Source organism: Actinoplanes sp. NPDC051411 (genome assembly GCF_040682075.1).
Lineage (GTDB): Bacteria > Actinomycetota > Actinomycetes > Mycobacteriales > Micromonosporaceae > Actinoplanes.
This window is the reverse complement of the sequence record NZ_JBFBAD010000014.1, coordinates 1-13,923: the sequence shown is the minus strand read 5'-3', so window position 1 is coordinate 13,923 and position 13,923 is coordinate 1. Positions and strand designations below refer to the sequence as shown.

Here is a 13,923-nt window from a genome sequence, read left to right as displayed (position 1 = left end):
GGTTAGTAGCGGAATTCGCCGATCAGGGACCGGATCTCGCCGGCCGCGCTGCTGACCAGCTCGGCCGACTGCCGGGTCGTGTTCGCGCCCTCGGCGGTCTCCTCGGTCGAGGCGGTGATGTGCGAGAGCGTTCCGCTGATCTCGCCGGCCGCCGACGACACCTCGGCGACGTTGCGCGACATCACGTCGGTCGTCGCGGACTGCTCCTCGACCGCGGCCGCGATCGTCCGCTGCCCGTCGTCGATCGCCGTGATGATCTCGGTGATCCGGGCGATCGCGTCCGCGGTGCCCTCGGTCATCTCCTGGATCGCCGAGATCTTCGCCGTGATGTCGCTGGTCGCCTGCGCGGTCTCCTGGGCCAGGTCCTTCACCTCGGTCGCGACGACCGCGAAGCCCTTGCCCATCTCACCGGCCCGGGCCGCCTCGATCGTCGCGTTGAGGGCGAGCAGGTTGGTCTGCTCGGCGATGTTGGTGATCAGCCGGACGATGTCGCCGACCTCCCGGCTCGCGTCGCTCAGCCGGCCCACCGCGCCGGCGGTCTCGGTGGCGCTCTGGTTGGCCGCGTTGGTCGTGGTCGCGGCCGACGAGGTCTGCCGGGCGATCTCCCGGATCGACTCGGCCAGCTGCCCGGTCGCGGTGGACATGTCGTGCACGGTCACCGACACGTTGCGGGCCGAGGCGTCGGCCGTGCGGGCCTGCGACGACGTCTGCTCGGCCGAGTTGTCGAGCCGGCCCGCGAGCGTACGCAGGTCGCCGCTCGCCTCGATGAGCGTGCCCACCCGGTCGGCCGTGGCCGCCACCGTGGTCCGGATCGAACCGAGCGCGTCGTTGAGGGCGTGGGCCATCGCGCCCAGCTCGTCGCCCCGCACGACCGGCACCTCGACGGTCAGGTCGCGGCCGGCGGCGGCCCGCAGACCGGCCAGCATCTGCCGCAGCGGACCGCGGATCGCCTGCAGTGTGCGCAATCCGACCAGGATCGTGATCAGCGCACCTAGCACACCGGCCAGCAGAATGATCCAATCACTGGTGTGCGAGGTCCGGGTGCCGCGGGCGCTCGCCGCGTCCACCGCGGCCATCATCGCGTCGTCCAACTGGGACAGGTCGGCTTCCAGCTGGTGATAGAGGCTCAGGTAAGCCGACAGCCCGGCCGGGTCGGGCGACGCCGCCAGGCCGGTCGCCGACTGGGTGTACTGCACCAGCGGCGGGCGGATCCGGGTGTAGTCGTCGCGCAGGTCGGCCGGGGCCTCGGCGGCCGCCGCGTCGTAGTTGTCGAGCAGGTCCGAGGCGTGGCCGGTGATCTCGTCCACGGCGTAGGCCTGCCGGTCGGCGGCGTTCTTGGCATAGAGCGCCGACATGACGTCGGCGCGCAGGGCGTCGTGCATCATGTCGGCGTTCCACTGATGCGACATGCCGTCGCTGATCCGGGCGATCTCGCGGGTCGAGGCCGCCTGGCGCGACGAGCTGTAGACCGCGAAGGCGACCACCAGACCGACCGAGATCAGGCCGGCCACGACCATGGCAACGAGGCGGCCGACAATCGTCAGACCGCGCTTTACCGACAAATCGGACTCCACGGCTTCCTCATCGGCATCTCGGACGCCACGCTTAGGGTGAAACCATGACGGTGTCCGACGCCCAGCGCTGGGTCACCGAACCGGCCAAGGACAGCGGCTACGGGCGCACCCCCTACCAGCGCGACCGGGCCCGCGTGCTGCACTCGGCCGGCTTCCGCCGGCTGGCATCCAAGACCCAGGTGCACACGGCCGGCTCCGACGACTTTCTGCGTACGCGGCTGACCCACTCCCTCGAGGTCGCCCAGATCTCCCGCGAGATGGGCGCCCGCCTCGGCTGCGACCCCGACGTCGTCGACGTGGCCGGCCTCGCCCACGACCTCGGCCACCCGCCGTTCGGCCACAACGGCGAGGCGGCCCTGCACGTGGTCGCCGAGTCGTGCGGCGGCTTCGAGGGCAACGCCCAGACCCTGCGGGTGCTCATCCGGCTCGAGGCCAAGGTGCCCGGCGCCGGCCTCAACCTCACCCGGGCCTCCCTGGACGCGACGTGCAAATATCCCTGGCGACGGCAGTCCGGACGCCGCAAGTTCGGGGTCTACGAGGACGACCTCGAGATCTTCGAGTGGATCCACCCCGGCGACCTCGGCGAACGCCGCTGCCTCGAGGCCCAGGTGATGGACTGGGCCGACGACGTGGCGTACTCGGTGCATGACGTCGAGGACGGCGTACACGGTGGCTACCTGTCGCTGCGCCCGTTGCTCGACGACCCCGCCGAGCGGGCCGCGCTCTGCGCCGACGCGGCCGCGTCCTACTCCGAGCAGCCGGCGGCCGCTCTGCTGCCGGCCCTGGAATCACTGCTCGCCGATCCGGTAGTGACGGCAGTCGCGGATTACGACGGCACATTCGACGCCCAGGTCGCCCTCAAACGGATGACCAGCGTGCTGACCGGCCGTTTCGTCGCCTCGGCGGTCGGTGCCACCCAGAGCCACTACGGCACCGAGTCGGTGCGGCGCTACCAGGCCGACCTCATCGTTCCGCGTACTGTCCGTGATCAGTGCGCGCTCCTCAAGGCCATGGCGTTGCGGTACGTGATGCGGTCCCGGGCCGCCGAGGGATGGTACGAGGATCAGCGGACGATCCTGGTTGAGCTGGTCGACGTCTTACGGCGTACACCGGAAGCGTTTGACCCGGTCTTCAGGCCGTTGTTCGAATCCGCCGAGAGTGACGCCGCGGCACTACGCGTGGTGATCGACCAGGTCGCGTCGCTCACCGATCACGCCGCCGTGGCCTGGCACCGGACCCTGGTGGCGGCGGCGGACTGACGCGAGGCAAGATGTCTGCCGTGGCAAGGGTCAAGGACGAGGACATCGCGCTGGTCCGGGACCGGACCACCATCGCCGACATCATCGGCGAAACCGTCACCCTGCGCCCCGCCGGCGGTGGCAACCTGAAGGGCCTCTGCCCGTTTCACGACGAGAAGACCCCGTCCTTCAACGTTTCCCCAGCTCGCGGTGTGTATTACTGCCTGGCCGGGGAAACCCGGGTGATCACGGACCAGGGCATCCGGGAGATCCGGGATCTGGTCGGCGGCCGCCATCGGGTGATCACCACGGGTGGTGGGTTCGTCGAGGCGCCGTTCTTCTCCTTCGGTGAGCAGCCTTTGCTTCACGTGCGGTTGAGCCGCAACGGGATCAAGAAGACGATCCGGGCGACTCCCGAGCACCGGTGGTTCGTGCGGCCGCAGGGCGGCCGGCGCGTTGCCAAGCGCTTCGAGCGGACGACTTCCCAGCTCAAGATCGGCGACCGCCTGGCGCACGCGTTCCCGCATGCCCTCAAGACCCGCGATGGCGGGCACTCCCTGCCGCTGTCGCCGTTCGGCATCGCCCGGGGGATCGTCTTCGGCGACGGCACGCTGCTCAACAAGGGCAGCATCGCTGTGCTCTACGGCGACAAAGACCGTGACCTGCTGAAGTGGTTTCCGCTCAGCGACACCTACGCGTCGCCGGGCAAGATCGTCATCACCGACCTGCCGGCCTATTTCAAGACCGACCTGCCGCCGCTCACCGAATCGCTCTCGTACCTGTTCGGTTGGCTGGCCGGCTATTTCGCGGCCGACGGCGACGTTGCGGCCGACAGCTGCATCTCGCTGAACTCGGCTCACCGCGAGCACCTGGAATACGTTCGCGACCTCTGCACCCGGATCGGCGTGGGCACGTACGGCATCCGGGAATATGTTCGAACCGGGTTCGCCGATCAGGAGCGGCCTAACGGTGAATTCGGCTATACCGGGCCGATGTATCGCCTCACGCTCATGGGTGAGGACCTCCCTGCGGACTTCTTCCTCAACGCGGCCCACCGCGAGCGTTTCGTCGCGGTCCGCAAGAAGTACGAGCGTCGCGGCTGGGTCGTCGAGGCGATCGAGGACCACGGCGAGGTCGAAGAGGTTTTCTGCCCAGTGGTCGAGCGTACCCACGCCTTTGCCCTCGAGGACAACATCCTCACCGGCAACTGCCACGGCTGCGGCCAGGGCGGCGACGCGATCAAGTACCTGATGGACGCCGAGCATCTGTCGTTCGCCGAGTCGCTGGAGCGGCTGGCGTCGCGGGCCGGCATTCAGCTGCGCTACGAAACCGACAACTCGGCGCCGTCCGGCCCGCGGCCGCCGAGCGGGCAGCGGCAGCGGCTGCTCGCGGCACACGTGGCGGCGGCCGACTTCTACCGCGACCAGCTGGGCACGCCGGGCGCGCGCAAGGCCCGCGAGTTCCTCGCCCAGCGCGGCTTCGGCCGCGACGCCGCCGAGCGGTACGGGTGTGGCTTCGCCCCCGACTCGTGGGACGCGCTCGCCAAGCACCTGCGGCAGAAGGGCTTCACGGCCGAGGAACTCAACTCGGCCGGGCTCACCAAGCCGGCGCGCTCGGGGTCGCTGATCGACCGGTTCCGGCGGCGGCTGCTCTGGCCGATCCGCGACCTGGGCGGCGAGGTGATCGGGTTCGGGGCGCGGAAGCTGTTCGACGATGACGACGGCCCGAAATACCTGAACACGCCGGAGTCGCCGCTCTACAAGAAGTCGCACGTGCTCTACGGCATCGACCACGCCAAGCGCGAGATCGCCAAGCGCGGCCGGGCGGTGATCGTCGAGGGCTACACCGACGTGATGGCCTGCCACGAGGCGGGCGAGCCGACCGCGGTCGCGACCTGCGGCACCGCGTTCGGGATCGACCACATCGGCGTGCTGCGGCGCCTGCTGATGGATTCGGACAGCTTCACCGGCGAGATCATCTACACGTTCGACGGGGACGCGGCCGGGCAGAAGGCGGCGCTGCGGGCGTTCGAGGAGGACCAACGGTTCGTCGGGCGGACGTTCATCGCGGTCAGTCCGGACAACATGGACCCGTGCGAGTTGCGCCTGGCGCGGGGAGATCTGGCCGTACGCGACATGATCGCCGCCCGGGAGCCGCTGGTCGACTTCGCGCTCCGGCACACGATCGCCCGCTTCGACCTCGACACCGTGGAGGGCCGGGTCGACGCGATGCGCCGGGCCGCCCCGCTGGTGGCGAAGATCAAGGACCGGGAGAAGCGCCCGGAGTACGCGCGGAAGCTCGCCGCCGACCTGGGCATGGAGCTCGAGCCCGTACAGCGGGCGGTGAATGCCGCGGTGCGCGGCGCCGAGGCGTCGCCCGCCACGTCGGCGAAGGCGGCCGCCGAATCGCCGCAGCGTCTGGTCGAGCGGGAGTCGGTCAAGCTCGCCCTGCAGGAGCCGGTGCTGGCCGGCCCGATGTACGACACGGTCGGCCCCGACAACTACGCCGACCCGGTCTACCAGGCGATCCGGGTGGCGATCGAGGCGGCCGGGGGAGCGCAGTCGGCGTCGACCGGTGGCGTGGTCTGGATCGAGAAGGTCCGCGACCTCTGCGACGACCTGAGCGGCAAGGCGATGATCTCGGAGCTGGCGATCGAGCCGCTGCGCACCGACGGGGTGGTCGACCCGCGCTATGTGCAGGTCACGCTCGCCCGGCTCCAGGTCGGCTCGGTCACCACCCGCATCCGTGATCTCAAGTCGAAGATCCAGCGGATCAACCCGGTGGCCCACAAGGATGAATACTTCGCGCTCGCCGGCGATCTGGTGTCGCTGGAACAGCAGGCGCGGGCCCTCCGCGATCAGGCAGTAGGTGGACTGTGAGCCTCTTTCGACGTCGTCCCAAGCTTCCGGCCGACCGCCGGCCACCGCTGGAGCCCGATGAGCGGATCCTGAGCTGGGCCGCGGTGGGCGACGACGGCAAGGTGCTGGTGGCGACCACCCGCGGGCTGTGGCTGCCGGACGGCAAACGACTCGGCTGGCACGAGATCCACAAGGCGGCCTGGTCGGGCCGCGAGTTGCGGGTCACTCCGGCCGAGGTCGCGCAGAGCCGGTCCGGTTACGCGGTGCTGGTCGACGGGCCGGTCGTGTCGTTCCTGCTGCTCGAGCCCGGTGACCTGCCGGACCAGGTGCGCAGCCGGGTGACCCGCTCGGTGGCCTACACGATCCACCATCCGATGCCGACCGGTGGCGTGCGCGTGGTCGGCCGCCGGGTGAGTGGGCAGAACGGTCTGAGCTGGGCCGTCCGCTACGACGCGGGCACCCCGGTCGACCTGCCCGCCGTGACCGAGCTGACCGACGAACTGGTGTCCTCGGCCCAGAGCACGATGACCCCACTCGACTGAGCCGTGCTCGCGCCGGCTCGGTGATTGTCGGGCGGCGGCCGGGAGGCGGTAGCCGTGCCGTCGCGCGGCGGAGCCGGAAAATCTGTCGTACCCGGCCTCTAGGGTTCTGGGCGTGGATTCCCTCATTCGTGCGCGTGGGCTGATCAAGCGGTTCGGCGACTTCACCGCGGTCGCCGGCATCGACGTCGACGTCCGGCGGGGTGAGGCGTTCGGCTTCCTGGGGCCCAACGGCGCCGGCAAGAGCTCGACCATGCGCATGATCGGCTGTGTCTCGCCGCCGACCGAGGGCGTCCTGGAGATCCTCGGGCTCGACCCGCGCCGCGACGGGCCGCGCATCCGGGCCAAGCTCGGCGTGTGCCCCCAGCTCGACAACCTCGACATCGAGCTGAGCGTGCGGGAAAACCTGACCACCTATGCCCGGTTCTTCGGCATCCCGCGCAAGGTGGCCCGCCGCCGGGCCGACGAGCTGCTCGACTTCGTGCAGCTCAGCGAGCGGGCCGACAGCAAGGTTGAGCCGCTGTCGGGCGGCATGAAGCGCCGGCTGACGATCGCCCGGGCGCTGGTCAACGAGCCCGAGATCGTGCTGCTCGACGAGCCGACCACCGGCCTCGACCCGCAGGCCCGGCACCTGGTCTGGGAGCGGCTGTTCCGGCTCAAGCAGCAGGGCGTCACGCTGGTCCTGACCACGCACTACATGGACGAGGCCGAGCAGCTGTGCGACCGGCTGGTGGTGATGGACGCCGGGCGCATCGTCGCCGAGGGGTCGCCCCGCGAGCTGATCGAGCGCTATTCGACCCGGGAGGTGGTCGAGCTCCGGTTCGCCGGTGACGGCCAGGAGGCGTACGCGGAGAAGCTCCAGTCGCTGGCTGAGCGACTCGAGGTCCTTCCCGACCGCATCCTGCTCTATGTGCCCGACGGTGACGCCGCGGTGGCCGAGGTGCAGCGGGGCTCGCTCAGCCCGGCCAGCGTGCTCGTGCGCCGCAGCAGCCTGGAGGACGTCTTCCTCCACCTGACCGGCCGCACCCTGGTGGACTGAGATGACGCCCGGCGCTTACGTACTCGAATATCACCTGGTCAACTACCGGCGCACGTGGCGGGGCAGCGCCCTGTCCTCGCTGGTCGTCCCGCTGCTCACGATGATCGGCTTCGGCCTCGGCGTGGGTTCCTATGTCAATCAGGGCATCGACGGCGCGCCCTATCTCGACTGGATCGTGCCCGGCCTGATCGCCTCGACCGCGGTGCAGAGCGCGATCGGCGAGGCGACCTGGCCGGTGCTGGGCAACTTCGAGTGGCTGAAGGTCTACTTCGCCCAGGCGGCCGCCCCGCTGCGGGTCGCCGACATCCTCGGCGGCCACCTCGCGTTCATCGTCTTCCGGGTGCTGACCAGTGCCGGCGTCTTCCTGGTGATCGCCGGCCTCTTCGGCTCGCTGCACTCGTGGTGGGCGCCGCTGACCCTGGTCGCCTCGGTGCTCGCCGCGTTCGCGGTGGCGGCGCCGACGGCCGCCTACAGCGCCACCGTCACCAGCGACAGTTATCTCGCCATTCTGCTGCGCTTCGCCGTGCTGCCGATGTCGCTGTTCTCCGGGGTGTTCTTCCCGGTCGGGTCGCTGCCGGTGCCGCTGCAGTGGATCGCCTGGGTGCTGCCGCTGTCGCACGGCGTCGAGTTGAGCCGCGACGCCACGCTCGGCCGCGCGCCCGGCTGGGCCGGCCTGTGGCACGTCGCCTATCTGCTCGCCTGGTGTGCCGCCGGCTGGTGGATCGCCCATCGCCGGTTCCGTCGCCGGCTCGTCGTCTGAGTGCGTTTCTGGGGAGGGGCTCGACCGTGGTGACACTTGTTCTGCCGCGCCTGGTGTCCTTCGAGGGCACCGGGCGGCGCTCGGCCCGGGTCGCCGAGCGCAACGTAGCCGCGCTCCGCTCGGCCTACTGGATCGTGATGATCTCCGGCTTCGTCGAGCCGGTGCTCTACCTGTTCTCGATCGGGGTCGGGGTGGGCGCGCTGATCGGCGACCTGACGCTGCCCGGCGGGCGGGTGGTCAGCTACGCCGAGTTCGTGGCGCCGGCGATGCTGGCGTCCTCGGCCATGACCGGCGCGCTGTCCGAGACGACCTTCAACTTCTTCGGGAAGATGAAGTTCATGCGGCTGTACGAGGGCATCCTCGCCACACCCGTACGCCCCATCGAGATCGCCCTCGGCGAGCTGGGGTGGGCGATGGTCCGCGGCACCCTCTACTCCGGCGCCTTCCTGGTCATCATGGTGTTGATGGACCTGACCACGGCCCCGCACGCCCTGGCCATGTTCCCGGCGACGATCCTGGTCGGCTTCTCCTTCGGCGCGCTCGGCATGACCGTGTCCACGCTGATCCGCAGCTGGCAGGAGTTCGACCTGATCGCCTCGGCCCAGTTCGCCCTGTTCCTCTTCTCGGGCACCTTCGTCCCGCCGACCGCCTACCCGGTCGCGCTCCGCTGGCTGGTCGAGTTCTCGCCGCTCTATCGCGCCGTCGACCTGATCCGGGGCCTGAGCACCGGCACGTTCGGCCACCCCCAGCTGATCGACGTCGCCTATCTGGTGGCCCTCCTGGCGGCCGGGCTGGCCGTCGCCGGCCGCCGCATGAACACCCTGCTCTGCAAGTAACGGACATCCGGGTCGTCGGAGGCATGAATCGCGCACGGTGCGTCACCGGGTTTGGTTAGGGGGTCGGCGGAGCGGGCATGACCTGGTCAGGCCGGTGTCGCACGGGGGCGGGGAGTGGGCCCGCCCGGGCGGCGGCCGTGCGAACAGCCGACTGTCGTGCCGGAGGGGCCCGCGATGAAACTTCTTGGTCACCGGAATCACGATGAGCGTCACGCCGACGAGCGTCACGCCGATGGGGACGCCAACCTGGCCGACGACGCCCGCGAGCGCGGGAAGCGGGACTTCGACCTGGAGGCGGCCGCCACCACCGAGACCCCCGGCCGGGACCCCGGCACCTCCAACGCGCTGCCGCCCGACGCCGGCCCGGACAAGCCGTCCGAGCTGCGCGGCAAGGGGCTGATGGCCGCGGTCAAGCGCACCTTCAAGCAATACTCGATCGACAATCTGGGCGACTGGGCCGCCGCCCTCACCTACTACGGCGTGCTGTCGATCTTCCCCGGGGCGCTGGTGCTGGTGTCGATCGTGGGCTTCCTCGGCCCGAACGGGAAGGGCACGGTCCAGGACACGGTCAACCAGATCGCCGGCAACAAGCAGATCGAGGATCTGGTCAACACCGTCATCGGCCAGGTCAACGACAGCGGCACGGCCAGCCTGGCCGCGATCATCGGTATCGTTCTGGCGTTCTGGTCGGCCTCCGGCTATGTCGCGGCGTTCATGCGGGCGTCCAACGCGGTCTACGACGTACCGGAAGGCCGGCCGATCTGGAAGACCCTGCCGATCCGGGTCGGCGTGACCGCGGTGATCGGCGTGATGCTCATCGTCTCCGCGTTCATCGTGGTGTTCACCGGCTCGCTGGCCGAGGTCGTCGGCAAGAAGCTCGGCCTCGGGGGCGTCGCCGTGACCGCGTGGGACATCGCCAAGTGGCCGGTCCTGATCGTCCTGGTCAGTCTGATGTTCGCGATCCTCTACTGGGCCTCCCCGAACGCCAAGACCGGCGGGTTCCGCTGGGTCAGCCCAGGCGGCATCTTCGCGGTCGTGCTGTGGCTGGCCGCGTCCGGCGCGTTCGCGATCTACCTGGCCAACTTCGCCAACTACAGCAAGACGTACGGCACGCTCGGCGGGGTCATCGCGTTCCTGGTCTGGCTCTGGATCTCGAACATCGCGATCCTGCTCGGCGCGGAGCTCGACGCCGAGTTGGAGCGGGGCCGGGCGATCGCGGCCGGCCACGACCCGGACGACGAGCCGTTCCTCGAGCTGCGCGACGACCGCAAGCTCAAGAAGGGCAGCGAGCACGGCCTGAGCGCGGGCTGACCGCGTACGGCCACGGGCCGCGCCCCGGCCGGGCCGGCCCGCCCTGATCAGAAGGATTGGCGGCGCGGTGCTGACTGGCCCGAGGGCGGGCCAGTTGGTGCGGGCCGGCGCCCGATGACCCGAAATCGGCCCGCCAGGTGCACCCGCACGAGTGATCGTCGCGTGCGTGTCCGAGTATGCAATTGGCGCACATCCATACTCAGTCACTGAGGCGTGGCGCCTTGCCAAGAAACACTCTTACCGGCTGGTCACCGACGCCTCAGTCATCCATGGATGCCGATTTCGCAGGCCCTCCTGGATCATGTTCGGGCCGGTCACCGCGTCGCACGGACCGTACGCCGCTGATCCCGGTGGCGCATGACGCTCGTATCCGTGGGCAAGTGACCCACGGATGGAGGGCGTCATGGCAACCCGTCGGTCCACGGCGCGCGAATCGAGCATCGGGGCCCACATGGTCCATACTGGATCAGCTAGCACGCGCGGATGCACGTGCAGATGCACCGGCGCCCTGGTTCGAGGAGGACTCTGATGCGGCTGCGACACCCGACCGGCCGCATCGTGCACCTCGGCTACGAGATCACCCCCCGGCCCGCCCGCCGGGTCGCCCAGGTGATCGGGCAACTCGACACCTATGCCGCGGTTCGCACCATGATCGGTGCCGACTCCCTCGGCGTGAGCCTCTGGCTTCCGCCCGCGCTCGCCGCCGCCCTCGCCACCGGAGCACGGATCCGCACCCGGCTGCGTGCCGAACTCGACGCCCGACGGCTCGAGGTCGTCACGCTGAGCGGACTGTCCTTCGACGAGGAGAACGGCTCACCCTTCATCGAGGGCGGCGGCGAGCGGTCCGAACCCGACGACGGCGAGAACGACCCTCAGCCCGGCTGGAACCAGCCGGCCCGCCGCGAATACACCCTCGACCTCGCCCGCGTCCTCGTCGACCTGCTGCCCGACGACGCCGTCCGAGGCGCCGTCAGCACTATCGGGCTCGCACCGAAGGCCGACTGGGACGAAGAGACCGCCAAGACCGGCGCCGGCATCCTCCGCCGCCTCTCCGGCGGCCTCGCCGACATCGCCTGGCAGACCGGACGCGCGGTCCGGGTCGGATTCCACACCGCTTCCGGGTACGCGGTCGACAGTCCCGAGGAAACCGTGGCCGCGCTCGCCCGCATCGACAAGGACCGCCTCGGCGTGCGCCTGGACCTCGACCACGTCACCCGCACCTGGGACGACCCGGTCGCCGGCCTGGAAATGCTCACCGACTCCGGGCTCTCGATCATCGAGGTGCGCCTCACCGCCGCCCCGGGCCCCCGGCTCGACGCGTGGCGCGCCGCCCTCGCCACGCTGCTCGGCCCCGACGGCCCCCAGACCGAATACCTGACGCTGGCCCCGCACGTCGACGACCCCTCGGCCGAACAGATCGCGTCGGACCTGGCGTACCTCCGGGCGGAGCTCGCCGCCCTCGGCCTCGCGCCGGAAAACGAGCCCTGCCCCGCGCGATAGCGTCGGTCTTCAAACGAACGCTGCCTCGCGCGACAGCTCGAAATTCCTCTCCCCGGCATGCCGAAGGCCGCCCCCGGGGGCTGGGGAGCGGCCTTCGACGAATCCGGCAGATCAGACAGTGCTGCCGGACGCCGTGCTGTTCGACGAGCTCAGCGGGTGAGAGTTGGACGACGACGACGACGTCGTGGTCGCCGACTGCAGCTTCTCGCCCAGCTTCGACGACTGCAGCTTGTCCTTGCTCTCGCTGTAGAGCTTGGTGGCCTGCGCCTGAGCAACCCCCGCAGCCTCCTGCACCGTCGGGTTCTCCCAGACCTTCTTCGCGTTCGCCCGGATCTCCTCGTACTTCTCCCGGCCGGCACGGCTGCCCAGGACGAAGCCCGCCGCGAGACCGGTGATGAACATCAGCTTTCCGCGCATGATGGCGGCTCCTTCCGTTCGGTGACGCGCCTGCGTCACTCCGGGTATACCCATCCTCCTGGTCGGATACTCCTGCGCACCGAGTTTCCACCGGGAGCGGCGCGCCGGGGGAACCCCTTGGCCCGGACGCCCGGGGGTCATGTACTCTGTTCCCCGGCACCAGGAAGGGCGGGTGCCAAGCGCAATCCCGCATAGCTCAATTGGCAGAGCAGCCGGCTGTTAACCGGCAGGTTATAGGTTCGAGTCCTATTGCGGGAGCCATGACCAGGGGTTTCGTCCCCGGCCGCGGTGATGATCACCGATCGGCAACCGAAATGATCTTCAGCCCAGGCGGACATCTCGCCGTACCGGTTGCCGAACTCCCGGTGCCGGATGATCGCCGCTCGGATGTGGACCAGCGCCTCGCGGTGGTCGCCGGCCGGCGGGCGCGTCGCGTAGCCGCGGGCTTCGTCGATCCGGCCCTGCTGCTCGCTGACCAACCCGTGCTTCATCAGCGTGTTGGCCTGCCCGGCCGGATCGCCGCCGAGTAGGTCGTCCGGCCCTGGCGGGACCCGTTCGGCCGGCACGCCGAGAGCGCCCGGGGATCCGCAGCGGCCCCCAGGGCGTCGACGCGCGGGAGGCCGTGCCCAGATCGTCGCGGTCGTCGCCGGCGAGCTTCAGCGCCTCGGCCAGCGTTCCATCGACTCCGGCCGGAACCGGGCCATCGTGCTCGATGTCGCGCTGCGCCCAGCGGAGAGCGGATCGCCGGTCCGGGCAAGTGACGGTGCGCACAGATATTTAAAATTTGAAAGAAACTGGCGGGAGGCGCGGTTGTGCGGGGCAGTGGTCCACAGCGGATCACGGGAGCTGAGGAGTGATGGCAGTGGCAGCCAAGACGATCGCGGTGGTGGGTGCGACCGGTGCTCAGGGTAGCGGGGTCGTGCGCGCCATTCTGGCCGATGGCGGGGACGAGTTCTCGGTGCGGGCGCTGACCCGGGACGTGACCTCGGCGAAGGCGCGGGAGCTGGCGGAGCTCGGCGCGCAGGTGGTGACGGCGGACTACTCCGACCCGCGGGGCCTGGCCGAGGCGTTCGAGGGTGCCGACGGCGCGTTCCTGGTCACCGACTTCTGGACGCACATGGACCCCGAGCGGGAGCAGCAGTACGTGCACAACCTGATCGACGCCGTCCGCAAGGCCGGGGTCAAGCACGTGGTCTGGTCGACCCTGGAGGACACCCGCGAGCTGATCCCGGTCGACGACCCGCGGATGCCGACGCTGCTCGGCAAGTACAAGGTGCCGCACTTCGACGCCAAGGCCGAGGCGGACGCGTTCTTCCGGGAGGCCGGGGTGCCGACCACGTTCCTGCGCACCACGTTCTACTACGAAAACCTGGCCGACGCCCTGGCGCCCACCCGCGGGAGCGACGGACGGCTCCTGCTGACGATCCCCATGGGCGACGCCCCGATCGCCGGCATCGCCTCGGCCGACATCGGCCGGGTCGCGCTGTCGATCTTCCGGCGCGGCGAGGAGTTCATCGGCCGTACGGTCAGCGTGGCCGGCGACATCGTCACCGGAAAGCAGATCGCCGACGCGCTGGGCGAGGCGCTCGGTGAGTCGGTCGAGTACCGGCCGGTCACCCACGACCAGTTCCGGGCGTTCGGATTCCCCGGCGCCGAGGAGTTCGGCAACATGCTGCAGTACTACACCGAGTTCGCCGACGAGTTCACCACCCCGCGGGACCCCGCCCGGGTGCGCGAGCTGACCCCCGAGGTCCGCTCGCTGCGTGAATGGCTGGCCGAGGGCTACCGCCTCCCGGCCGCCGCCTGACGATCACAGTTGGGAGAGGGGGTTCCGGGCCGAAGGCCCGGATC

At 70.0% G+C, this 13,923-nt stretch carries 11 protein-coding genes, 1 tRNA gene and 3 pseudogenes; 13 read left to right on the top strand and 2 right to left on the bottom strand.

The features are described from left to right. Window positions 1-2: 2 nt before the first annotated feature. Window positions 3-1,574: a methyl-accepting chemotaxis protein gene (locus AB0M88_RS10320; RefSeq protein ID WP_364098463.1), complete on the bottom strand. Its 1,572-nt coding sequence runs from the start codon at window positions 1,572-1,574 to the stop codon at window positions 3-5. A 44-nt stretch (window positions 1,575-1,618) separates the two neighbouring features. On the opposite strand from AB0M88_RS10320, the gene AB0M88_RS10315 reads away from it, so the two are divergent. The 10 genes and pseudogenes from AB0M88_RS10315 (at window position 1,619) to AB0M88_RS10270 (ending at window position 11,655) form a co-directional block, all read left to right on the top strand. Beyond that, window positions 1,619-2,833 carry a deoxyguanosinetriphosphate triphosphohydrolase gene (locus AB0M88_RS10315; RefSeq protein ID WP_364098460.1) on the top strand — a complete coding sequence of 405 codons (1,215 nt, stop codon included), beginning with the start codon at window positions 1,619-1,621 and terminating at the stop codon, window positions 2,831-2,833. Window positions 2,834-2,844: 11 nt separating this feature from the next. Next, a pseudogene (locus AB0M88_RS10310) lies at window positions 2,845-3,036 on the top strand (CHC2 zinc finger domain-containing protein); the annotation flags it as partial. After that, window positions 3,025-3,717 (top strand): annotated as a pseudogene (locus AB0M88_RS10305) (LAGLIDADG family homing endonuclease); the annotation flags it as partial. The pseudogenes AB0M88_RS10310 and AB0M88_RS10305, both read left to right, overlap by 12 nt. 87 nt (window positions 3,718-3,804) lie before the next feature. Further along, entirely contained in the window at window positions 3,805-5,691 is a 1,887-nt protein-coding gene (gene dnaG, locus AB0M88_RS10300) for a DNA primase (RefSeq protein ID WP_364098727.1), read from the top strand. Further along, the gene (locus AB0M88_RS10295) at window positions 5,688-6,212 is read left to right on the top strand and encodes a hypothetical protein (RefSeq protein ID WP_364098457.1); all 525 of its coding nucleotides are present in this window, start codon (window positions 5,688-5,690) and stop codon (window positions 6,210-6,212) included. Before dnaG ends, AB0M88_RS10295 begins: the two co-directional genes overlap by 4 nt. A 112-nt stretch (window positions 6,213-6,324) precedes the next feature. Continuing rightward, the gene (locus AB0M88_RS10290) at window positions 6,325-7,248 is read left to right on the top strand and encodes an ABC transporter ATP-binding protein (RefSeq protein WP_364098454.1); all 924 of its coding nucleotides are present in this window, start codon (window positions 6,325-6,327) and stop codon (window positions 7,246-7,248) included. Window position 7,249: 1 nt separating this feature from the next. Next, complete coding sequence (locus AB0M88_RS10285) at window positions 7,250-8,008, top strand: ABC transporter permease (RefSeq protein ID WP_364098451.1); 759 nt, start codon at window positions 7,250-7,252, stop codon at window positions 8,006-8,008. A 26-nt stretch (window positions 8,009-8,034) separates the two neighbouring features. Then, complete coding sequence (locus AB0M88_RS10280; protein ID WP_364098448.1) at window positions 8,035-8,844, top strand: ABC transporter permease; 810 nt, start codon at window positions 8,035-8,037, stop codon at window positions 8,842-8,844. 174 nt (window positions 8,845-9,018) lie between these two features. Beyond that, complete coding sequence (locus AB0M88_RS10275) at window positions 9,019-10,155, top strand: YihY/virulence factor BrkB family protein (RefSeq protein ID WP_364098446.1); 1,137 nt, start codon at window positions 9,019-9,021, stop codon at window positions 10,153-10,155. A gap of 528 nt (window positions 10,156-10,683) precedes the next feature. Next, complete coding sequence (locus AB0M88_RS10270; protein WP_364098443.1) at window positions 10,684-11,655, top strand: hypothetical protein; 972 nt, start codon at window positions 10,684-10,686, stop codon at window positions 11,653-11,655. Between the two features lie 192 nt (window positions 11,656-11,847). Here the strand turns inward: AB0M88_RS10270 and AB0M88_RS10265 are convergent. Beyond that, window positions 11,848-12,072 (bottom strand): annotated as a pseudogene (locus AB0M88_RS10265) (hypothetical protein); the annotation flags it as partial. Between the two features lie 185 nt (window positions 12,073-12,257). Here AB0M88_RS10265 and AB0M88_RS10260 point away from each other — a divergent pair. From AB0M88_RS10260 to AB0M88_RS10250, 3 genes are all read left to right on the top strand, one after another. Then, window positions 12,258-12,333: transfer RNA gene (locus AB0M88_RS10260), tRNA-Asn, on the top strand. Continuing rightward, the gene (locus AB0M88_RS10255) at window positions 12,333-12,602 is read left to right on the top strand and encodes a hypothetical protein (protein WP_364098440.1); all 270 of its coding nucleotides are present in this window, start codon (window positions 12,333-12,335) and stop codon (window positions 12,600-12,602) included. The genes AB0M88_RS10260 and AB0M88_RS10255 overlap by 1 nt, the downstream gene beginning before the upstream one ends. Before the next feature lie 332 nt (window positions 12,603-12,934). Then, on the top strand, window positions 12,935-13,879 hold the full coding sequence (locus AB0M88_RS10250) for an NmrA/HSCARG family protein (RefSeq protein ID WP_364098437.1): 945 nt from the start codon (window positions 12,935-12,937) through the stop codon (window positions 13,877-13,879). Window positions 13,880-13,923: the final 44 nt, after the last annotated feature.

What these genes read in the sequence shown, in the direction of transcription:
- AB0M88_RS10270 (WP_364098443.1), top strand. Translation starts at nt 10,684, where the DNA reads ATGCGGCTGCGACACCCGACCGGCCGCATCGTGCACCTCGGCTACGAG.
- AB0M88_RS10285 (WP_364098451.1), top strand. Translation starts at nt 7,250, where the DNA reads ATGACGCCCGGCGCTTACGTACTCGAATATCACCTGGTCAACTACCGG.
- dnaG (WP_364098727.1), top strand. Translation starts at nt 3,805, where the DNA reads ATGTATCGCCTCACGCTCATGGGTGAGGACCTCCCTGCGGACTTCTTC.
- AB0M88_RS10315 (WP_364098460.1), top strand. Translation starts at nt 1,619, where the DNA reads ATGACGGTGTCCGACGCCCAGCGCTGGGTCACCGAACCGGCCAAGGAC.
- AB0M88_RS10255 (WP_364098440.1), top strand. Translation starts at nt 12,333, where the DNA reads ATGACCAGGGGTTTCGTCCCCGGCCGCGGTGATGATCACCGATCGGCA.
- AB0M88_RS10275 (WP_364098446.1), top strand. Translation starts at nt 9,019, where the DNA reads ATGAAACTTCTTGGTCACCGGAATCACGATGAGCGTCACGCCGACGAG.